Here is a 13,287-nt window from a genome sequence, read left to right as displayed (position 1 = left end):
CGCAGCCGTTCGGAATCGGCGACGGGGTCGAGGCCGAGCACGCGCACCGTCCCCGCGTCCGGCGTGGCGAATCCCTCGCACATCTCCACCGTCGTGGTCTTGCCCGCGCCGTTCGGGCCGAGCAGCGCGAGCACCCGTGCCGGTTCGACCTCGAACGTCAGGCCGTCCACGGCGGTGGTCTCGCCGTACCGCTTGACGACGGCGTCGACGATGACGGCCGGTCCGGAAGTCGTGGTCACGACTCAGCCTCGCGGGCGCTCGGTTCCGGCGCACCCTGTGATGCTGTGTAGATGGCTCCCTCGCCACGCTCGGTCACGATGTCACACCGTAGGAGGTGGGCACCTGTGACGGAGCCGACACCCCCGTCTGCCCACGCCAGGGCAGCGAGTTGCGCGTGATCACGATGAACAGCACCCCGACGGTCACGGTGGCGATCGCGGCGCCCACGATCTGGAACACCTCCAGATCGGCGCCGCGCGGCATCAGGATGACGCTCACGATCGCCGAGAACGCCACCGCCGGAACCCGGAACACCGGGCGGGTCGCCCAAGCCGCCATCGGCACGATCGCCCACAGCAGGTACCAGGGTTGCACCACCGGGAACAGCAGCACGATCGCACCGAGCGCCACGCCCAGCGCGCCGACCGGGTGCAGCCGCCCGGTGCCGGTGGCGACCAGCATCCGGACGGTGAAGAAGCCCGCGACCACCGCCGCGATCGGGCGGGTGATGCTCAGCAGCGCGGTGGTGTGATCGCCGAGTCCCAGCAGCACACCGCCGAACCCGGTGATGATGCCGAGCACGGTCGGCAGCGACATCCAGCTGCGCACCACGCTCGCGGTGTTCAGCGTGTAGATCCAGCCGAATCCGAGCCCGCTGACCGAACTGATGAAAAGCGTTGTGCCGATGGCGATCGCGCCGAGCATGGCCGCGGCGATGGCGACCGTGCGCAGCGAGGCGCCCCAGCGCCGCGCCAGCGCCATCCCGACGAACCCGAGCACGATGATCGAGGTGAACTTGATCGATGACGACAGCGTGATGATGATCGCCCCGCTGATCAGCCACGCGTAGGCCCGGCCGTCGAACGGGTGGGTGTCCTCGATGGCGCGCAGGCAGAACTCCAGGCCCGCCAGCATCAGGCCGAGCATCAGCGCGTCGTTGTGCACGCCGCCGACCAGATGGAACAGCACCAGCGGGTTGGCCGCGCCGAGCCACAGCGCGCTCACCGGCGCGACGCCGCAGCGCACCGAGAGCCGGGGCAGCGCCCAGACGATCAGCGCGACGCCGCCGAGCGCGAGGATCCGGTGCACCCACACGCCCGCGATGATGTTGTCACCGGTGAGTTCGGCGATGCCACGGCCGATCCAGAGGAACAGCGGACCGTAGGGCGCGGGGGTGTCGCGCCAGATGGTCGGCACGTTGTTGGTGAGGACGTTGTCGATCCCGAGTCCCGCGACCGGGCCTTCCTGATACGGGTCGATGCCGCGCGCGGCGATCTCGCTCTGTGCCAGATAGGAGTAGACGTCGTTGCTGAACAGCGGGGGAGCGACGCTGAGCGGGATCAGCCACAGCAACAGCGTGCGGTCCAGCTGCGAGCGGGTCAGCCGGTGGATCGGGGAGCCGCCGATGCCGCCGATCGCGAATCGGCCCAGCAGTAGCCAGGCCAGCACGACCACGACGGTGCCGGTCATGCACATGGCCAGCGAGCCGGTATGGGCGCGGGCGAAGATGCCGAGCACGCGGACGCCGGAGGTAGGGTTCTGGTGCACCGGCTGCGCGCCGATGCCGAGCGCGCTGATCGCCATCAGCACCGTGCCCGTCGCGCCCATCAGGCGGATCCGGTCGAGCTGCGCCAGCTCCTTGCGATCGAGACCGGGCACCTCCGACTCGTCGCTGTGCAGCACCGCGATGGTGTGATCGGCCGCGGGCACGTCGAGTCCGAGTGCCCGGCGCCCGACCGCCAGTGTCCTGCGCCGCGCGCCGTCCAGTACCGCCACGCAACGCAGCCTAGTTGGTGCGCGCATCCCGGTCTGTCGGGCCGATGTCAGCGAGGACGGGGAGTGTTGCCGGTGGGGTTCTCGTCGGTTCGTCCCAGCCATTCCGACAGCAGGGCGCGTTCGGCGTCGGTGAGCATCGGCAGTTCCGGTGCGGCGGCTCGTAGTGCGGCCGCGGTGGCGTCGCGCGCGGAAAGTGGCGGAACGTCGGTCAGGATCGCGTGGGTCACCGCCTCGTACATCGCCTCGGCAAGCCCGAGGTCGCGGTCCTTTGGCGGGACGGACAACAGGGCCAGGGCGGCCCCGGTCCCGGCGGCGTGGACGAGTTCGACGGCGCGGCGTTCACCTACCCGGAGCCGGCCGGCCGCCGCGACGCGATGCACCCGGGCGCGCAGCACCTGCAGCCCGGCGGCCGCGGCGGGTGAGGCAGTCCCGCGGTGTGGGTCGGTGAGCATCGAGAAGACCGCCGGATTGGTCAGTGCGAAGTCGATGTGCATGTCCCATCCGGCGCGAAGATCGGCCACCGGGTCGCCCTGCTCGTCGTCGTCGTCGCGGGCCTTGCCCGCCACGTAGGTCGCGAAGACGTGCTCGGCGACGGCATCGAGCAACGCGTCCTTGTCGTCGAAGAACCGGTAGATGGTCGGTGCCTGCATGCCCGCCGCATGCGCGACCGCGCGGGTGGTGACAGCGTGCGGGCCCTGTTCGCGTAACAGCCGCCCAGCCACCTCGACGATGCGCTCCCTGGTCTCGTGCCTGCTCGCGCTGCTCGACCTCGACTCTGCCATGCGGCCATCTTAATCGGTGCTAATATCGACGTTGCTAACAATGATATTATCAATGTTAAGGAGTGCGGATGATCATCGTCACCGGAGGCACGGGACTGCTCGGCTCGCAAATCGTCGATCGGCTGCTGGAGCGGGTACCGGCCGCTCGCGTCGGCGTCAGCGTCCGCGATATCGACCGGGCAGGCGAGTTGGCCGCCCGCGGTGTGCGGGTGCGGCGCGGCGACTTCACCGACCCGTCATCCCTGGCCGAGGCATTCGAAGGCGCAACTCGAGTGCTGATCGTCTCGGCGAACCTGACCGGGGAGGCGGCCGTCGCCGCGCACGTCGCGGCGATCGACGCCGCACGCGCGGCCGGGGCCGGACGCATCCTTTACACCAGCCATCAGGCCGCCGCCGATGATTCGGTGTTCGAGCCCATGCCGGATCACGCCGCGACCGAGCGCTACCTGGCGGCGACGGGCACATCGTTCACCGCACTGCGCAACGGGTTCTACGCCGGCACGGTCCCGCTCTTGCTCGGCTCGGCGCTGGACACCGGTGAACTGATCGCACCGGCCGACGGCCCCGTCTCTTGGACCGCCCATGCCGACCTCGCCGAAGCGGCGGCGATCATCCTCGCCGACGAGGGCCGGTTCGACGGGCCGACCCCGCCCCTGACCGCAGCGGAGGCCCTCGACCTCGCCGACATCGCCGCCATTCTCACCGAACTGAGCGGACGGACGATCCGCCGCGTCGTCGCCGAGGACGCCGAATGGGCCGCTTCCCTGGTCGCTCACGGAGTCCCCGAGGAGCGGGCCGCCATGCTCCTCGGCATGTTCCGGGCCGCCCGCCGCGGAGAGTTCGCCACGACCACCGGCCACCTCGAAAACCTTCTCCAGCGCCCCGTCATACCGGTCAGCTCGATTCTGTCGGCGGCCACCACTCGCTGAGCGTCGCCTGGACCGCACACGATCGATTGCACTCCTTGGGATCAGGGCGCTGTAGGCACCTGCCGAATGTGCGACACCCCGGGAGTTCCGGCTTCCCCGGCCTCGTTCGCACGGCGGTTCCGTCCTGTGAATGGACTCCGTTCGTTCTGCCCGGACCGGCCCCGCCCAGGCGGCACAATCGACAGATGGTTTCGGAGTCCAGGCGGCGGATCGAGGTGGCCGCGTCCGGGCTGCTGGCGCGGCACGGGTATCACGGGTTCGGTCTGAAGGCGTTGAGTGAGGCGGCCGAACTGCCGTATGGCTCGATCTACCACCACTTTCCGGGGGGCAAGGAGGAGATCGCGGTCGCGGCGATCACCGGGACCGGCGTGCTGACCGGCCGGATGATCCGGCAGGCGCCCACCGATGTGTTCGCCACCTTGGCCACGCTGTTCGAATTCATGGTCGGCAAGCTCGCGGACTCGGAGTGGACCGACGGATGCCCGGTCGGGACGCCCGCGCTGGACGGTGGCAGTGACGTCGAGGCGGTGCGCTCGGCCTGTGTGCACGCCTTCGAGGCGATGGAGCAGGCCTTCGCCGGACTGCTCGCCGAACTGGGGCTCGGCGGCGAGGAGGCGGCGGAGCTGGCCACGACGGTGGTCGCCGCCTATGAGGGCGCCACGATCCTGGCCCGGATCCGGCAGACGGACGCCCCGCTGCGCACAGTGGCGAAGTCGATGGAGCGGCTGATCCGGTCGACATTCGCGGCGGCGGGGATCGCCGGCCCCGCGCCCGCGCCGCGTGGAGCGGCGGCCCCCACCAAGCCCGGTGTGGTCGGGCGTCCAGGAAAGTTTCCGGAAACTCTTGCCGAGCAAGGCGATACGGGAGGGATCTCTTGACTAGAAAGAACGTTCTAGCGAGACTCGGACGATGAAGCGTCTGATGCTGACCGGTCCTGGTGCGATGCGCTGGGAAGAACATCCCGAACCCGTGCTGAGCGGACCCGGCCAGGCGCTGGTGCGGCCCGTCGCGCTGGCCACCTGTGACATCGACCCGGCCATTCTGCGCGGAGCCTTCCCGCTGCCCGGTCCGTACCCGTTCGGGCACGAGGGAGTGGCGGAAGTCGTCGAGATCGGGCCGGAGGTACGCGGCGTCGCCGTCGGCGACCTGGTGGTGGTGCCGTTCCAGATCTCCTGCGGCGCGTGCCGGGCGTGCGCACGCGGGCGGACCGGGAACTGCGTGAGCCATCCGCGGCTGTCGTCGTTCGGCCTCGGCGCCATGGGCGGGCTGGACTGGGGCGGGCTGTGGGCCGACCTGGCGCTGGTGCCGCACGCGGACGCCATGCTGGTGCGGCTGCCCTCCGGCGTCGACCCGGCCGCGGTGGCCAGCGCCAGCGACAACATCCCGGACGCCTATCGCTCGGTCGGCCCGCAGCTGGCCGACGATCCCGCCGCCGAAGTGCTGGTCATCGGCGGCCCCGCCGCGCCGTCGATCGGTCTGTACGCCGCCGGGCTCGCCGTCGCCCTCGGCTCCGCCCGGGTGGTCTACCTCGACGACTCCGGTCGGCGGCTGGACATCGCGAAGTCGCTCGGCGCGGAGGCGATCGAAGGGCCCCGGGACGCGCGGGTGGGGCGGTTCCCGATCGTCGTGGAGGCGGCGGGCGGGGCGAAAGCGTTGCGCGGGGCGATCGACGCGACGGCGTACGACGGCTGGTGCACGAGCGTCAGCGTCCAGGCGCAGGACGTCGCGCTGCCGCTCTTCGGCATGTACACCCGCTGCTGCACCTTGCACACCGGCCGCGCGCACGTGCGCCCGGTCATTCCCGAGGTCCTCGATCTCGTGGCGGCCGGTCGCTTCGATCCGTCGCTGGTCACCACCGCGACGGTCCCGTGGGAGGACTCGATGGAGGCGCTGCTGGAGACGCCGATGAAACTGGTGGCCGTGCGCTGAACGTCTGTGACGAATCGCACTGCGGACCGGCGCGACCCGGTGCCCGGTGGCGACGATCACGCCGCGGAGGCGGTCGCGGCGGTTCCGAGTTCGCGCGAACTCGCGCCGACCGGTTCGATCAGCGTTTTCTCTGCGCAGGTCAGGCGGGAAAGAAGGCTTCGGGCCCGGCGCCGCGCCGGTGGACACCTGTCCGGATGATCGGGGCGTGACCCACCGCCGGACCGGAATCGCCGCAGGTCGATCGCGCCGCTGACTCAGGGCACCCTTATTAGATTTCCGGAACGAATTCCGCCACACTTGTGTTGTGAAAACCGTGGGTTTGCGGAGGAACGACGAAGGGACTGGTCGCCGGACCGGTGCCGGGTCGGTTGCTGCGCCCGCGGCGGTCGGCGGCGAAGGGCATACCCGAGCGGCCATCGTCCAGCTGCTGCTGGAGGAGGGACCGATCACCGCCACCGCCATCGGGAACAGGCTCGGCCTCGCCCCGGCGGGCGTGCGTAGGCATCTGGACGCCTTGATCGATTCCGGCCGAGCGCGAGCGAGTCGATCGGCGCCCTGGCAGCAGAAGGGCCGGGGCCGCCCGGCCAAGCAGTACCAGCTCACCGCGGCCGGACGAGGCGACCTCGGCCACGCCTACGACGATTTGGCGGGGGCCGCGATCCGGCAGCTCGGGGAGATCGGCGGCGAACAGGCCATCACCGAGTTCGCCCGCAAACGAGTACGCACTATCGTGGCCGGGATCGAACCGGTCGGTGAGCACACCACCGAACAAACCGAGGCCAAGGCCGAGGAGATCGCCGAGGCGTTCACCGACGCCGGGTTCGCCGCCACCACCCGCAAGGTGGGCGCGGGCGTGCAGATCTGCCAGCACCACTGCCCCGTGGCACACGTCGCCGAGGAGTTCCCTCAGCTGTGCGCGGCGGAGCTCGAGGCGTTCCGGGAGTTGCTCGGCACGCACGTGCAGCGGCTGGCCACGATCGCCAACGGCGACTGCGCGTGCACCACGCACGTGCCGCTGCTGGTCTTGCCCGCCGACCGGACCGGAACTTCCGCACCAACCGCTGCACAGCCCGCAGCGGTACGAACGAACGACTCCGGAAGGAGTGCCGAATGACGACGACCACCGACCAGGTGCAACCGCTCACCCAGGAAGAGGCCATCGCCTCGCTGGGCAAATACGGTTACGGCTGGGCCGATTCGGATGTGGCCGGCGCCAGCGCGCAACGAGGTCTGTCCGAGGCGGTTGTCCGCGACATCTCGGCGAAGAAGAACGAGCCGGAATGGATGCTCGCGCAGCGGCTCAAGGCGCTGCGCATCTTCGATCGCAAGCCGATGCCGCTGTGGGGCTCCAACCTCGACGGAATCGACTTCGACAACATCAAGTACTTCGTGCGTTCGACCGAGAAGCAGGCCGCGACCTGGGACGAACTGCCCGAGGACATCAAGAACACCTACGACAAGCTGGGCATCCCCGAGGCGGAGAAGCAGCGGCTGGTCTCCGGTGTCGCCGCGCAGTACGAGTCCGAGGTCGTCTACCACCAGATCCGGGAGGACCTGGAGCAGCAGGGCGTCATCTTCCTCGACACCGATACTGCGCTGAAGGAGCACCCGGAGATCTTCCAGCAGTACTTCGGCACGGTGATCCCCGCGGGCGACAACAAGTTCTCCGCGCTGAACACCTCTGTCTGGTCGGGTGGCTCGTTCATCTACGTTCCGCCGGGCGTGCACGTCGACATCCCGCTGCAGGCCTACTTCCGGATCAACACCGAGAACATGGGCCAGTTCGAGCGGACCCTGATCATCGTCGACGAGGGCGCCTACGTGCACTACGTCGAGGGTTGCACCGCGCCGATCTACAAGTCCGACTCGCTGCACTCCGCGGTGGTGGAGATCATCGTGAAGAAGGGCGGCCGCTGCCGCTACACCACCATCCAGAACTGGTCGAACAACGTCTACAACCTGGTCACCAAGCGGGCCAAGGCCGAGGCGGGCGCGACCATGGAGTGGATCGACGGCAACATCGGTTCCAAGGTCACCATGAAGTACCCAGCGGTCTGGATGACCGGCGAGTACGCCAAGGGCGAGGTGCTCTCGGTGGCGTTCGCCGGCGAGGGCCAGCACCAGGACACCGGCGCGAAGATGCTTCATCTCGCGCCGCACACCTCCTCGACCATCGTGTCGAAGTCGGTGGCGCGCGGCGGCGGCCGGGCCTCCTACCGTGGCCTGGTCCAGGTGAACAAGGGCGCGCACGGCTCGAAGTCGACGGTGAAGTGCGACGCGCTGCTGGTCGACACGATCAGCCGCTCGGACACCTACCCCTACGTCGACATCCGTGAGGACGACGTGACCATGGGGCACGAGGCGACCGTCTCGAAGGTCTCCGAGGACCAGCTGTTCTACCTGATGAGCCGCGGCCTCACCGAGGACGAGGCGATGGCGATGGTGGTGCGCGGCTTCGTCGAGCCGATCGCCAAGGAACTGCCGATGGAGTACGCGCTCGAACTGAACCGCCTGATCGAACTGCAAATGGAAGGAGCCGTCGGCTGATGGCCGTGGAGAACATTGCCGAAGCCGCCGAAGCTCGCACCCCCGCGGTCAACAAGGGCGAAGTCTTCACCTCGTTCGACGTCAACGCCTTCGAGGTGCCTTCCGCCAAGGACGAGGCGTGGCGGTTCACGCCGCTGCGCCGCTTGCGCGGATTGCAGGACGGCACCGCCGTTCGCGACGGCCACGCGACCGTCGAGGTCGCGGAGGCCGAGGGCGTGACCGTGGAGACGGTCGACCGGACCGACAGCAGGCTCGGCGAGGCCGGTGTGCCCTCGGACCGCGTTGCCGCGCAGGCATACTCGAGCTTCGAGCAGGCCACTGTCGTGTCGGTAGGCGAGGAGATCGAGGTCGCCGAGCCGGTGGTCATCACCATCACCGGACCCGGCGAGGGCAAGACCGCTTACGGCCACTTGCAGATCCGGCTGAACGCCTTCGCCAAGGTCACGGTGGTCATCGACCAGCGCGGCAGCGGAACCTACGCGGAGAACGTGGAATTCGTGCTCGGCGATTCGGCCAAGCTGACCGTCGTGGCCGTGCAGGATTGGGCCGACGACGCGGTGCACGCCACCGCGCACCACGCCGAGATCGGCCGCGACGCCACCCTGCGGCACATCTCGGTCACCCTCGGCGGCGACCTGGTGCGCCTGACCGGCAACGTCCGCTACGACGGCCCCGGTGGCGACGCCGAACTGCTCGGCCTCTACTTCGCCGACGCGGGCCAGCATTTCGAGCAGCGCCTGCTGATCGACCACGCGGTGCCGAACTGCAAGTCGAACGTGCTGTACAAGGGTGCGCTGCAAGGCGATCCGAACTCCCCGAAGGGCGACGCCCGCACCGTGTGGGTGGGCGACGTGCTCATCCGCGCGGCCGCCGAGGGCACCGACACCTTCGAGGTGAACCGCAACCTGGTGCTCACCGACGGCGCCCGCGCGGACTCGGTGCCGAACCTGGAGATCGAGACCGGCGAGATAGTCGGCGCCGGACACGCGTCCGCGACCGGCAGGTTCGACGACGAGCAGCTGTTCTACCTGCGCGCCCGCGGCATCCCGGAGGACGCCGCCCGCCGCCTGGTGGTGCGCGGGTTCTTCCACGAGATCATCCAGAAGATCGCGGTGCCCGAAATCCGAGACCGGCTGGAGGCGGCCATCGAGGCCGAACTCGCCGCCATCGGCGCCTGATCAACGACGACCCCATATTCGGCAAAGGAATTCGAATTCGATGACCACCCTGGAAATCAAGGACCTGCACGTCGAGGTCGCCAACCCCGACGAGTCCGGCGAGCCCATCAAGATCCTCAAGGGCGTGAACCTCACCGTGAAGTCCGGTGAGACGCACGCCATCATGGGCCCGAACGGCTCCGGCAAGTCCACGCTGTCCTACGCGATCGCCGGTCACCCGAAGTACACCGTGACCTCCGGCTCGATCACCCTCGACGGCGAGGACGTGCTGGCGATGTCGGTGGACGAGCGCGCGCGTGCGGGCCTGTTCCTCGCCATGCAGTACCCGGTCGAGGTTCCCGGTGTCTCGATGTCGAACTTCCTGCGCACCGCCGCCACCGCCGTGCGCGGCGAGGCGCCGAAGCTGCGGCACTGGGTCAAGGAGGTGAAGGAGTCGATGAGCGAACTGGAGATCGACGCCGCCTTCGCCGACCGCAGCGTGAACGAGGGCTTCTCCGGCGGTGAGAAGAAGCGCCACGAGATCCTGCAGCTGGGCCTGCTCAAGCCGAAGATCGCCATCCTGGACGAGACCGACTCGGGCCTGGACGTCGACGCGCTGCGCATCGTCTCCGAGGGCGTCAACCGCTACAAGGAGCGCGAGAACGGCGGTCTCCTGCTGATCACGCACTACACCCGCATCCTGCGCTACATCCAGCCGGAGTTCGTGCACGTGTTCGTCGGCGGCCGCATCGTCGCCGAGGGCGGGGCCGAACTCGCCGAGGAACTCGACGCCAACGGCTACGTTCGTTTCACTCAGACTGCAACCGCTGGAGCCTGACATGACCGCTACGGTCCGCACCCTCGACGTCGCCCGCATCCGGGCCGACTTCCCGATCCTGAACCGCACGGTCCGGGACGGGAAACCGTTGGTGTACCTGGACTCCGGCGCGACCGCGCAGCGGCCGATCGAGGTGCTCGAAGCCGAACGCGAATTCCTGATCACCAGCAACTCCGCGGTGCACCGCGGGGCGCACCAGCTGGCCGAGGAGGCGACCGACGCCTACGAGGGCGCGCGGGCCGACATCGCGCGGTTCGTCGGCGTGGACGCGGGCGAGATCGTCTTCACCAAGAACGCCACCGAGTCGCTGAACCTGGTGACCTACGCGCTCGCCGACGACCGGTTCCCGCACCACGTGGGCCCCGGCGACGAGATCGTCATCACCGAGCTGGAACACCACGCGAATCTGGTGCCCTGGCAGGAACTGGCCCGCCGCACCGGCGCCACGCTGAAGTGGTACGGCGTGACCGAGGACGGCCGGATCGACCTGGACTCGCTGGAACTGTCGCCCGCCACCAAGGTGGTCGCGTTCACCCACCAGTCCAACGTCACCGGTGCGGTGGCCCCGGTCGAGGAGCTGGTGCGCCGCGCGAAGGCGGTGGGCGCGCTGGTCGTGCTCGACGCCTGCCAGTCCGTGCCGCACATGCCGGTGGACTTCCGCACGCTGGGCGTGGATTTCGCCGCGTTCTCCGGGCACAAGATGCTCGGCCCCTCCGGCGTCGGCGTGCTCTTCGGCCGCCGCGCGCTGCTCGAGGAGATGCCGCCGTTCATCACCGGCGGGTCCATGATCGAGACGGTCTTCATGGACCACAGCACCTACGCTCCGCCGCCGCAGCGCTTCGAGGCCGGGGTGCCGATGACCTCGCAGGTGGTCGGATTGGGCGCGGCCGTGCGATATCTCGAACGCATCGGCATGGACGCCGTCGCGGCGCACGAGCACACGCTCGTCGGCGCGGCGCTGGAAGGGCTGGCCGGGATCGACGGCGTGCGCGTCATCGGACCCACCGAGAACGTCGATCGCGGCGGCGCCGTGGCGTTCGTGGTAGACGGCATCCACGCGCACGATGTCGGGCAGATCCTGGACGACGAGGGCGTCGCCATCCGGGTGGGCCATCATTGCGCGTGGCCATTGCACCGGCGTTTCGGCGTCGCCGCCACCGCGCGCGCCTCGTTCGCGGTCTACAACACCGTCGCCGAGGTGGACGCGCTGGTCGCCGCCGTGCGGAAGGCCCAGAGCTTCTTCGGAGTTGCATAAGACATGCGCATGGAGCAGATGTACCAGGAAGTGATCCTGGACCACTACAAGCACCCGCACCACCGGGGGCTGCGCGAGCCGTTCGGGGCCGAGGTACACCACGTGAACCCGACCTGCGGCGACGAGGTGACGCTGCGCGTGCAGCTCGGCGACGACGGTGACATCACCGACGTCTCCTACGACGGCCAGGGCTGCTCGATCAGCCAGGCCGCCACCTCGATCCTCACCGATCAGGTCATCGGGCTGCCGGTGCAACAGGCGCTGAAGGTGGTCGACTCCTACAGTGAGATGATCTCCAGCCGCGGCACCATCGAGGGCGACGAGGACGTGATCGGCGACGGCATCGCCTTGGCGGGAGTCTCGAAGTACCCCGCGCGGGTGAAGTGCGCGCTGCTCGGGTGGATGGCGTTCAAGGACGCCGTCCTCAGGATCGGCCCCGAGCAGCTCGCGGGCGCCGCGGAAGAGAACTGACCGTCCGATGCGAAACAGGGAAGCGTCATGACTGACACACCGGTTACCGACACGACCGAGCAGGCCGCGCCTGCCGCCGAACTGTCCGAGCTGTCCGCGGAGGACATCAAGTTGCTCGAGGACATCGAAGAGGCGATGCGCGACGTCGTCGACCCGGAACTGGGCATCAACGTCGTCGATCTCGGCCTGGTCTACGGGTTGCGCGTCGAGGAGGACAACATCGCGGTCCTCGACATGACGCTGACCTCGGCGGCCTGCCCGCTGACCGACGTCATCGAAGACCAGTCCCGCAACGCGCTGGTGCGCAGCGGCCTGGTGGAAGACCTGAAGATCAACTGGGTCTGGATGCCGCCGTGGGGTCCGGACAAGATCACCGAGGACGGCCGCGAGCAGCTGCGCGCCCTCGGGTTCACGGTGTAATCGCCAGGACTGGTAACAGCCGCCGAGCAGCGCCCCGACAGGGTGCTTTGGCCGCTGAGTCGTATCCGCCGCGCGGGCGTCGGCTGTCGCCGCCGATGCGTTTCGGTCCATCGTCGGCCGTTGGCGCACCTGGTCGAATCGACCGGCACTCCGTTCGCGGTGGAGGCGGACGCCGGGAGGGGGAGCCGTCCGATGCGCCGGGCGTCGGTGCCGCACACCCGCCCAGGGTGGGAAGTCCGCGCTTCGACAAACCGCGTGTGCCCGACGATGATCTGAGCGCTGAGTCGTCCGAGACGGGGAGGATCATCACATGTCGCTGCCGCACAAGGCTGCCCTCGGGCTCGCGGCGGTATCGGCCGCCACCTGCGCCGTCGTCGGCGCACCGGCGGGTGAAGCGCGCGCGGCGACCTACTATGGAGCGCTGGCGCTTTCGCCCAGTACCGGTGCCGTCGTTTCGGCCGTGGACTACGCGAGCGCAGCCGCCGCCGACACCGCGGCACGCTCCCAATGCGGTGTGACCGACTGCCAGACCGTCGTGCAGTTCTGGAACGCCTGCGGGTCGGTCGTGCGCGGTGCCGACGGGAAGCACGGATGGGCCTGGGGCCCCACCCGCGCCGAAGCCGAACGCCGGGCCATCGAGGTCCTCGGTCCCAGCGCCCCGCCCTTCCCGAGTCTCGGCAGCGCGATTCCTCGGCCCGCGAGCGTCCGATTGACCGCTTGTACGTCGACGGCCGGATAGCTCACCGGCGCAGACTTCTTCGGCCCGGGCGACGGCCGAAAGCCTGGCCGCCCATTCGCGAGGATCAGCGTCGTGACAAGCGTGACCTGCGAGTCGAAGCGCTGAGCGGCCGAGGCCGCCGAAGGCCTCGCGTCGCCGGGCATACGGCTGCGTGTCGGCTCGGCCGCGCAGCGGTCAGGCCGGGGGGCGCAGTGCCGGACGAACCGTGCCATCGGCCTGCCTGGG

14 protein-coding genes are annotated in these 13,287 nt (G+C 69.3%); 11 read left to right on the top strand and 3 right to left on the bottom strand.

Annotated features, from left to right (window positions below; all coding sequences use genetic code 11):
* From ON29_RS17105 to ON29_RS17095, 3 genes are all read right to left on the bottom strand, one after another.
* On the bottom strand, window positions 1–239 hold a 239-nt coding region (locus tag ON29_RS17105), incomplete at its 3' end, for an ATP-binding cassette domain-containing protein (protein ID WP_040867457.1).
* Window positions 240–312: 73 nt separating this feature from the next.
* The gene (mptB, locus tag ON29_RS17100; protein WP_373283885.1) at window positions 313–2,022 is read right to left on the bottom strand and encodes a polyprenol phosphomannose-dependent alpha 1,6 mannosyltransferase MptB; all 1,710 of its coding nucleotides are present in this window, start codon (window positions 2,020–2,022) and stop codon (window positions 313–315) included.
* A 20-nt stretch (window positions 2,023–2,042) separates the two neighbouring features.
* Entirely contained in the window at window positions 2,043–2,777 is a 735-nt protein-coding gene (locus tag ON29_RS17095; protein WP_040867455.1) for a TetR/AcrR family transcriptional regulator, read from the bottom strand.
* 68 nt (window positions 2,778–2,845) lie between these two features.
* Here ON29_RS17095 and ON29_RS17090 point away from each other — a divergent pair, with 68 nt between their 5' ends.
* The 11 genes from ON29_RS17090 to ON29_RS17035 all read left to right on the top strand — a co-directional run bounded on the left by ON29_RS17090 (window position 2,846) and on the right by ON29_RS17035 (window position 13,062).
* Window positions 2,846–3,706 carry an NmrA family NAD(P)-binding protein gene (locus tag ON29_RS17090; protein ID WP_040867460.1) on the top strand — a complete coding sequence of 287 codons (861 nt, stop codon included), beginning with the start codon at window positions 2,846–2,848 and terminating at the stop codon, window positions 3,704–3,706.
* A gap of 185 nt (window positions 3,707–3,891) precedes the next feature.
* Entirely contained in the window at window positions 3,892–4,584 is a 693-nt protein-coding gene (locus ON29_RS17085) for a TetR/AcrR family transcriptional regulator (protein ID WP_083863655.1), read from the top strand.
* Window positions 4,585–4,615: 31 nt separating this feature from the next.
* On the top strand, window positions 4,616–5,635 hold the full coding sequence (locus ON29_RS17080; RefSeq protein WP_040867454.1) for a zinc-dependent alcohol dehydrogenase: 1,020 nt from the start codon (window positions 4,616–4,618) through the stop codon (window positions 5,633–5,635).
* A 304-nt stretch (window positions 5,636–5,939) separates the two neighbouring features.
* A complete protein-coding gene (locus ON29_RS17070) occupies window positions 5,940–6,749 on the top strand; it encodes a helix-turn-helix transcriptional regulator (RefSeq protein WP_157172814.1) in 810 nt (269 codons plus the stop codon).
* Window positions 6,746–8,182 carry a Fe-S cluster assembly protein SufB gene (sufB, locus tag ON29_RS17065; protein WP_040867452.1) on the top strand — a complete coding sequence of 479 codons (1,437 nt, stop codon included), beginning with the start codon at window positions 6,746–6,748 and terminating at the stop codon, window positions 8,180–8,182. The genes ON29_RS17070 and sufB overlap by 4 nt, the downstream gene beginning before the upstream one ends.
* Window positions 8,182–9,360: a Fe-S cluster assembly protein SufD gene (gene sufD, locus ON29_RS17060; RefSeq protein ID WP_040867451.1), complete on the top strand. Its 1,179-nt coding sequence runs from the start codon at window positions 8,182–8,184 to the stop codon at window positions 9,358–9,360. Before sufB ends, sufD begins: the two co-directional genes overlap by 1 nt.
* Before the next feature lie 40 nt (window positions 9,361–9,400).
* On the top strand, window positions 9,401–10,177 hold the full coding sequence (gene sufC / locus ON29_RS17055; protein WP_040867450.1) for a Fe-S cluster assembly ATPase SufC: 777 nt from the start codon (window positions 9,401–9,403) through the stop codon (window positions 10,175–10,177).
* A gap of 1 nt (window position 10,178) precedes the next feature.
* The gene (locus ON29_RS17050; RefSeq protein WP_040867449.1) at window positions 10,179–11,432 is read left to right on the top strand and encodes a cysteine desulfurase; all 1,254 of its coding nucleotides are present in this window, start codon (window positions 10,179–10,181) and stop codon (window positions 11,430–11,432) included.
* 3 nt (window positions 11,433–11,435) lie between these two features.
* Entirely contained in the window at window positions 11,436–11,903 is a 468-nt protein-coding gene (gene sufU / locus ON29_RS17045; protein WP_040867448.1) for a Fe-S cluster assembly sulfur transfer protein SufU, read from the top strand.
* A 27-nt stretch (window positions 11,904–11,930) separates the two neighbouring features.
* Entirely contained in the window at window positions 11,931–12,323 is a 393-nt protein-coding gene (locus ON29_RS17040; protein ID WP_051175312.1) for a metal-sulfur cluster assembly factor, read from the top strand.
* A 310-nt stretch (window positions 12,324–12,633) separates the two neighbouring features.
* A complete protein-coding gene (locus tag ON29_RS17035) occupies window positions 12,634–13,062 on the top strand; it encodes a DUF4189 domain-containing protein (protein ID WP_040867447.1) in 429 nt (142 codons plus the stop codon).
* Window positions 13,063–13,287: the final 225 nt, after the last annotated feature.

This window comes from Nocardia exalbida NBRC 100660 (assembly GCF_000308575.1).
GTDB lineage: Bacteria > Actinomycetota > Actinomycetes > Mycobacteriales > Mycobacteriaceae > Nocardia > Nocardia exalbida.
Note: the sequence above shows the minus strand (reverse complement) of the source record. Positions and strands in the feature narration are given on the sequence as shown.

Coding starts and splice junctions, on each gene's coding strand:
- mptB (WP_373283885.1), bottom strand. CDS start 2,022: ATGCGCGCACCAACTAGGCTGCGTTGCGTGGCGGTACTGGACGGCGCG.
- ON29_RS17095 (WP_040867455.1), bottom strand. CDS start 2,777: ATGGCAGAGTCGAGGTCGAGCAGCGCGAGCAGGCACGAGACCAGGGAG.
- ON29_RS17090 (WP_040867460.1), top strand. CDS start 2,846: ATGATCATCGTCACCGGAGGCACGGGACTGCTCGGCTCGCAAATCGTC.
- ON29_RS17085 (WP_083863655.1), top strand. CDS start 3,892: ATGGTTTCGGAGTCCAGGCGGCGGATCGAGGTGGCCGCGTCCGGGCTG.
- ON29_RS17080 (WP_040867454.1), top strand. CDS start 4,616: ATGAAGCGTCTGATGCTGACCGGTCCTGGTGCGATGCGCTGGGAAGAA.
- sufB (WP_040867452.1), top strand. CDS start 6,746: ATGACGACGACCACCGACCAGGTGCAACCGCTCACCCAGGAAGAGGCC.
- sufD (WP_040867451.1), top strand. CDS start 8,182: ATGGCCGTGGAGAACATTGCCGAAGCCGCCGAAGCTCGCACCCCCGCG.
- sufC (WP_040867450.1), top strand. CDS start 9,401: ATGACCACCCTGGAAATCAAGGACCTGCACGTCGAGGTCGCCAACCCC.
- ON29_RS17050 (WP_040867449.1), top strand. CDS start 10,179: ATGACCGCTACGGTCCGCACCCTCGACGTCGCCCGCATCCGGGCCGAC.
- sufU (WP_040867448.1), top strand. CDS start 11,436: ATGCGCATGGAGCAGATGTACCAGGAAGTGATCCTGGACCACTACAAG.
- ON29_RS17040 (WP_051175312.1), top strand. CDS start 11,931: ATGACTGACACACCGGTTACCGACACGACCGAGCAGGCCGCGCCTGCC.
- ON29_RS17035 (WP_040867447.1), top strand. CDS start 12,634: ATGTCGCTGCCGCACAAGGCTGCCCTCGGGCTCGCGGCGGTATCGGCC.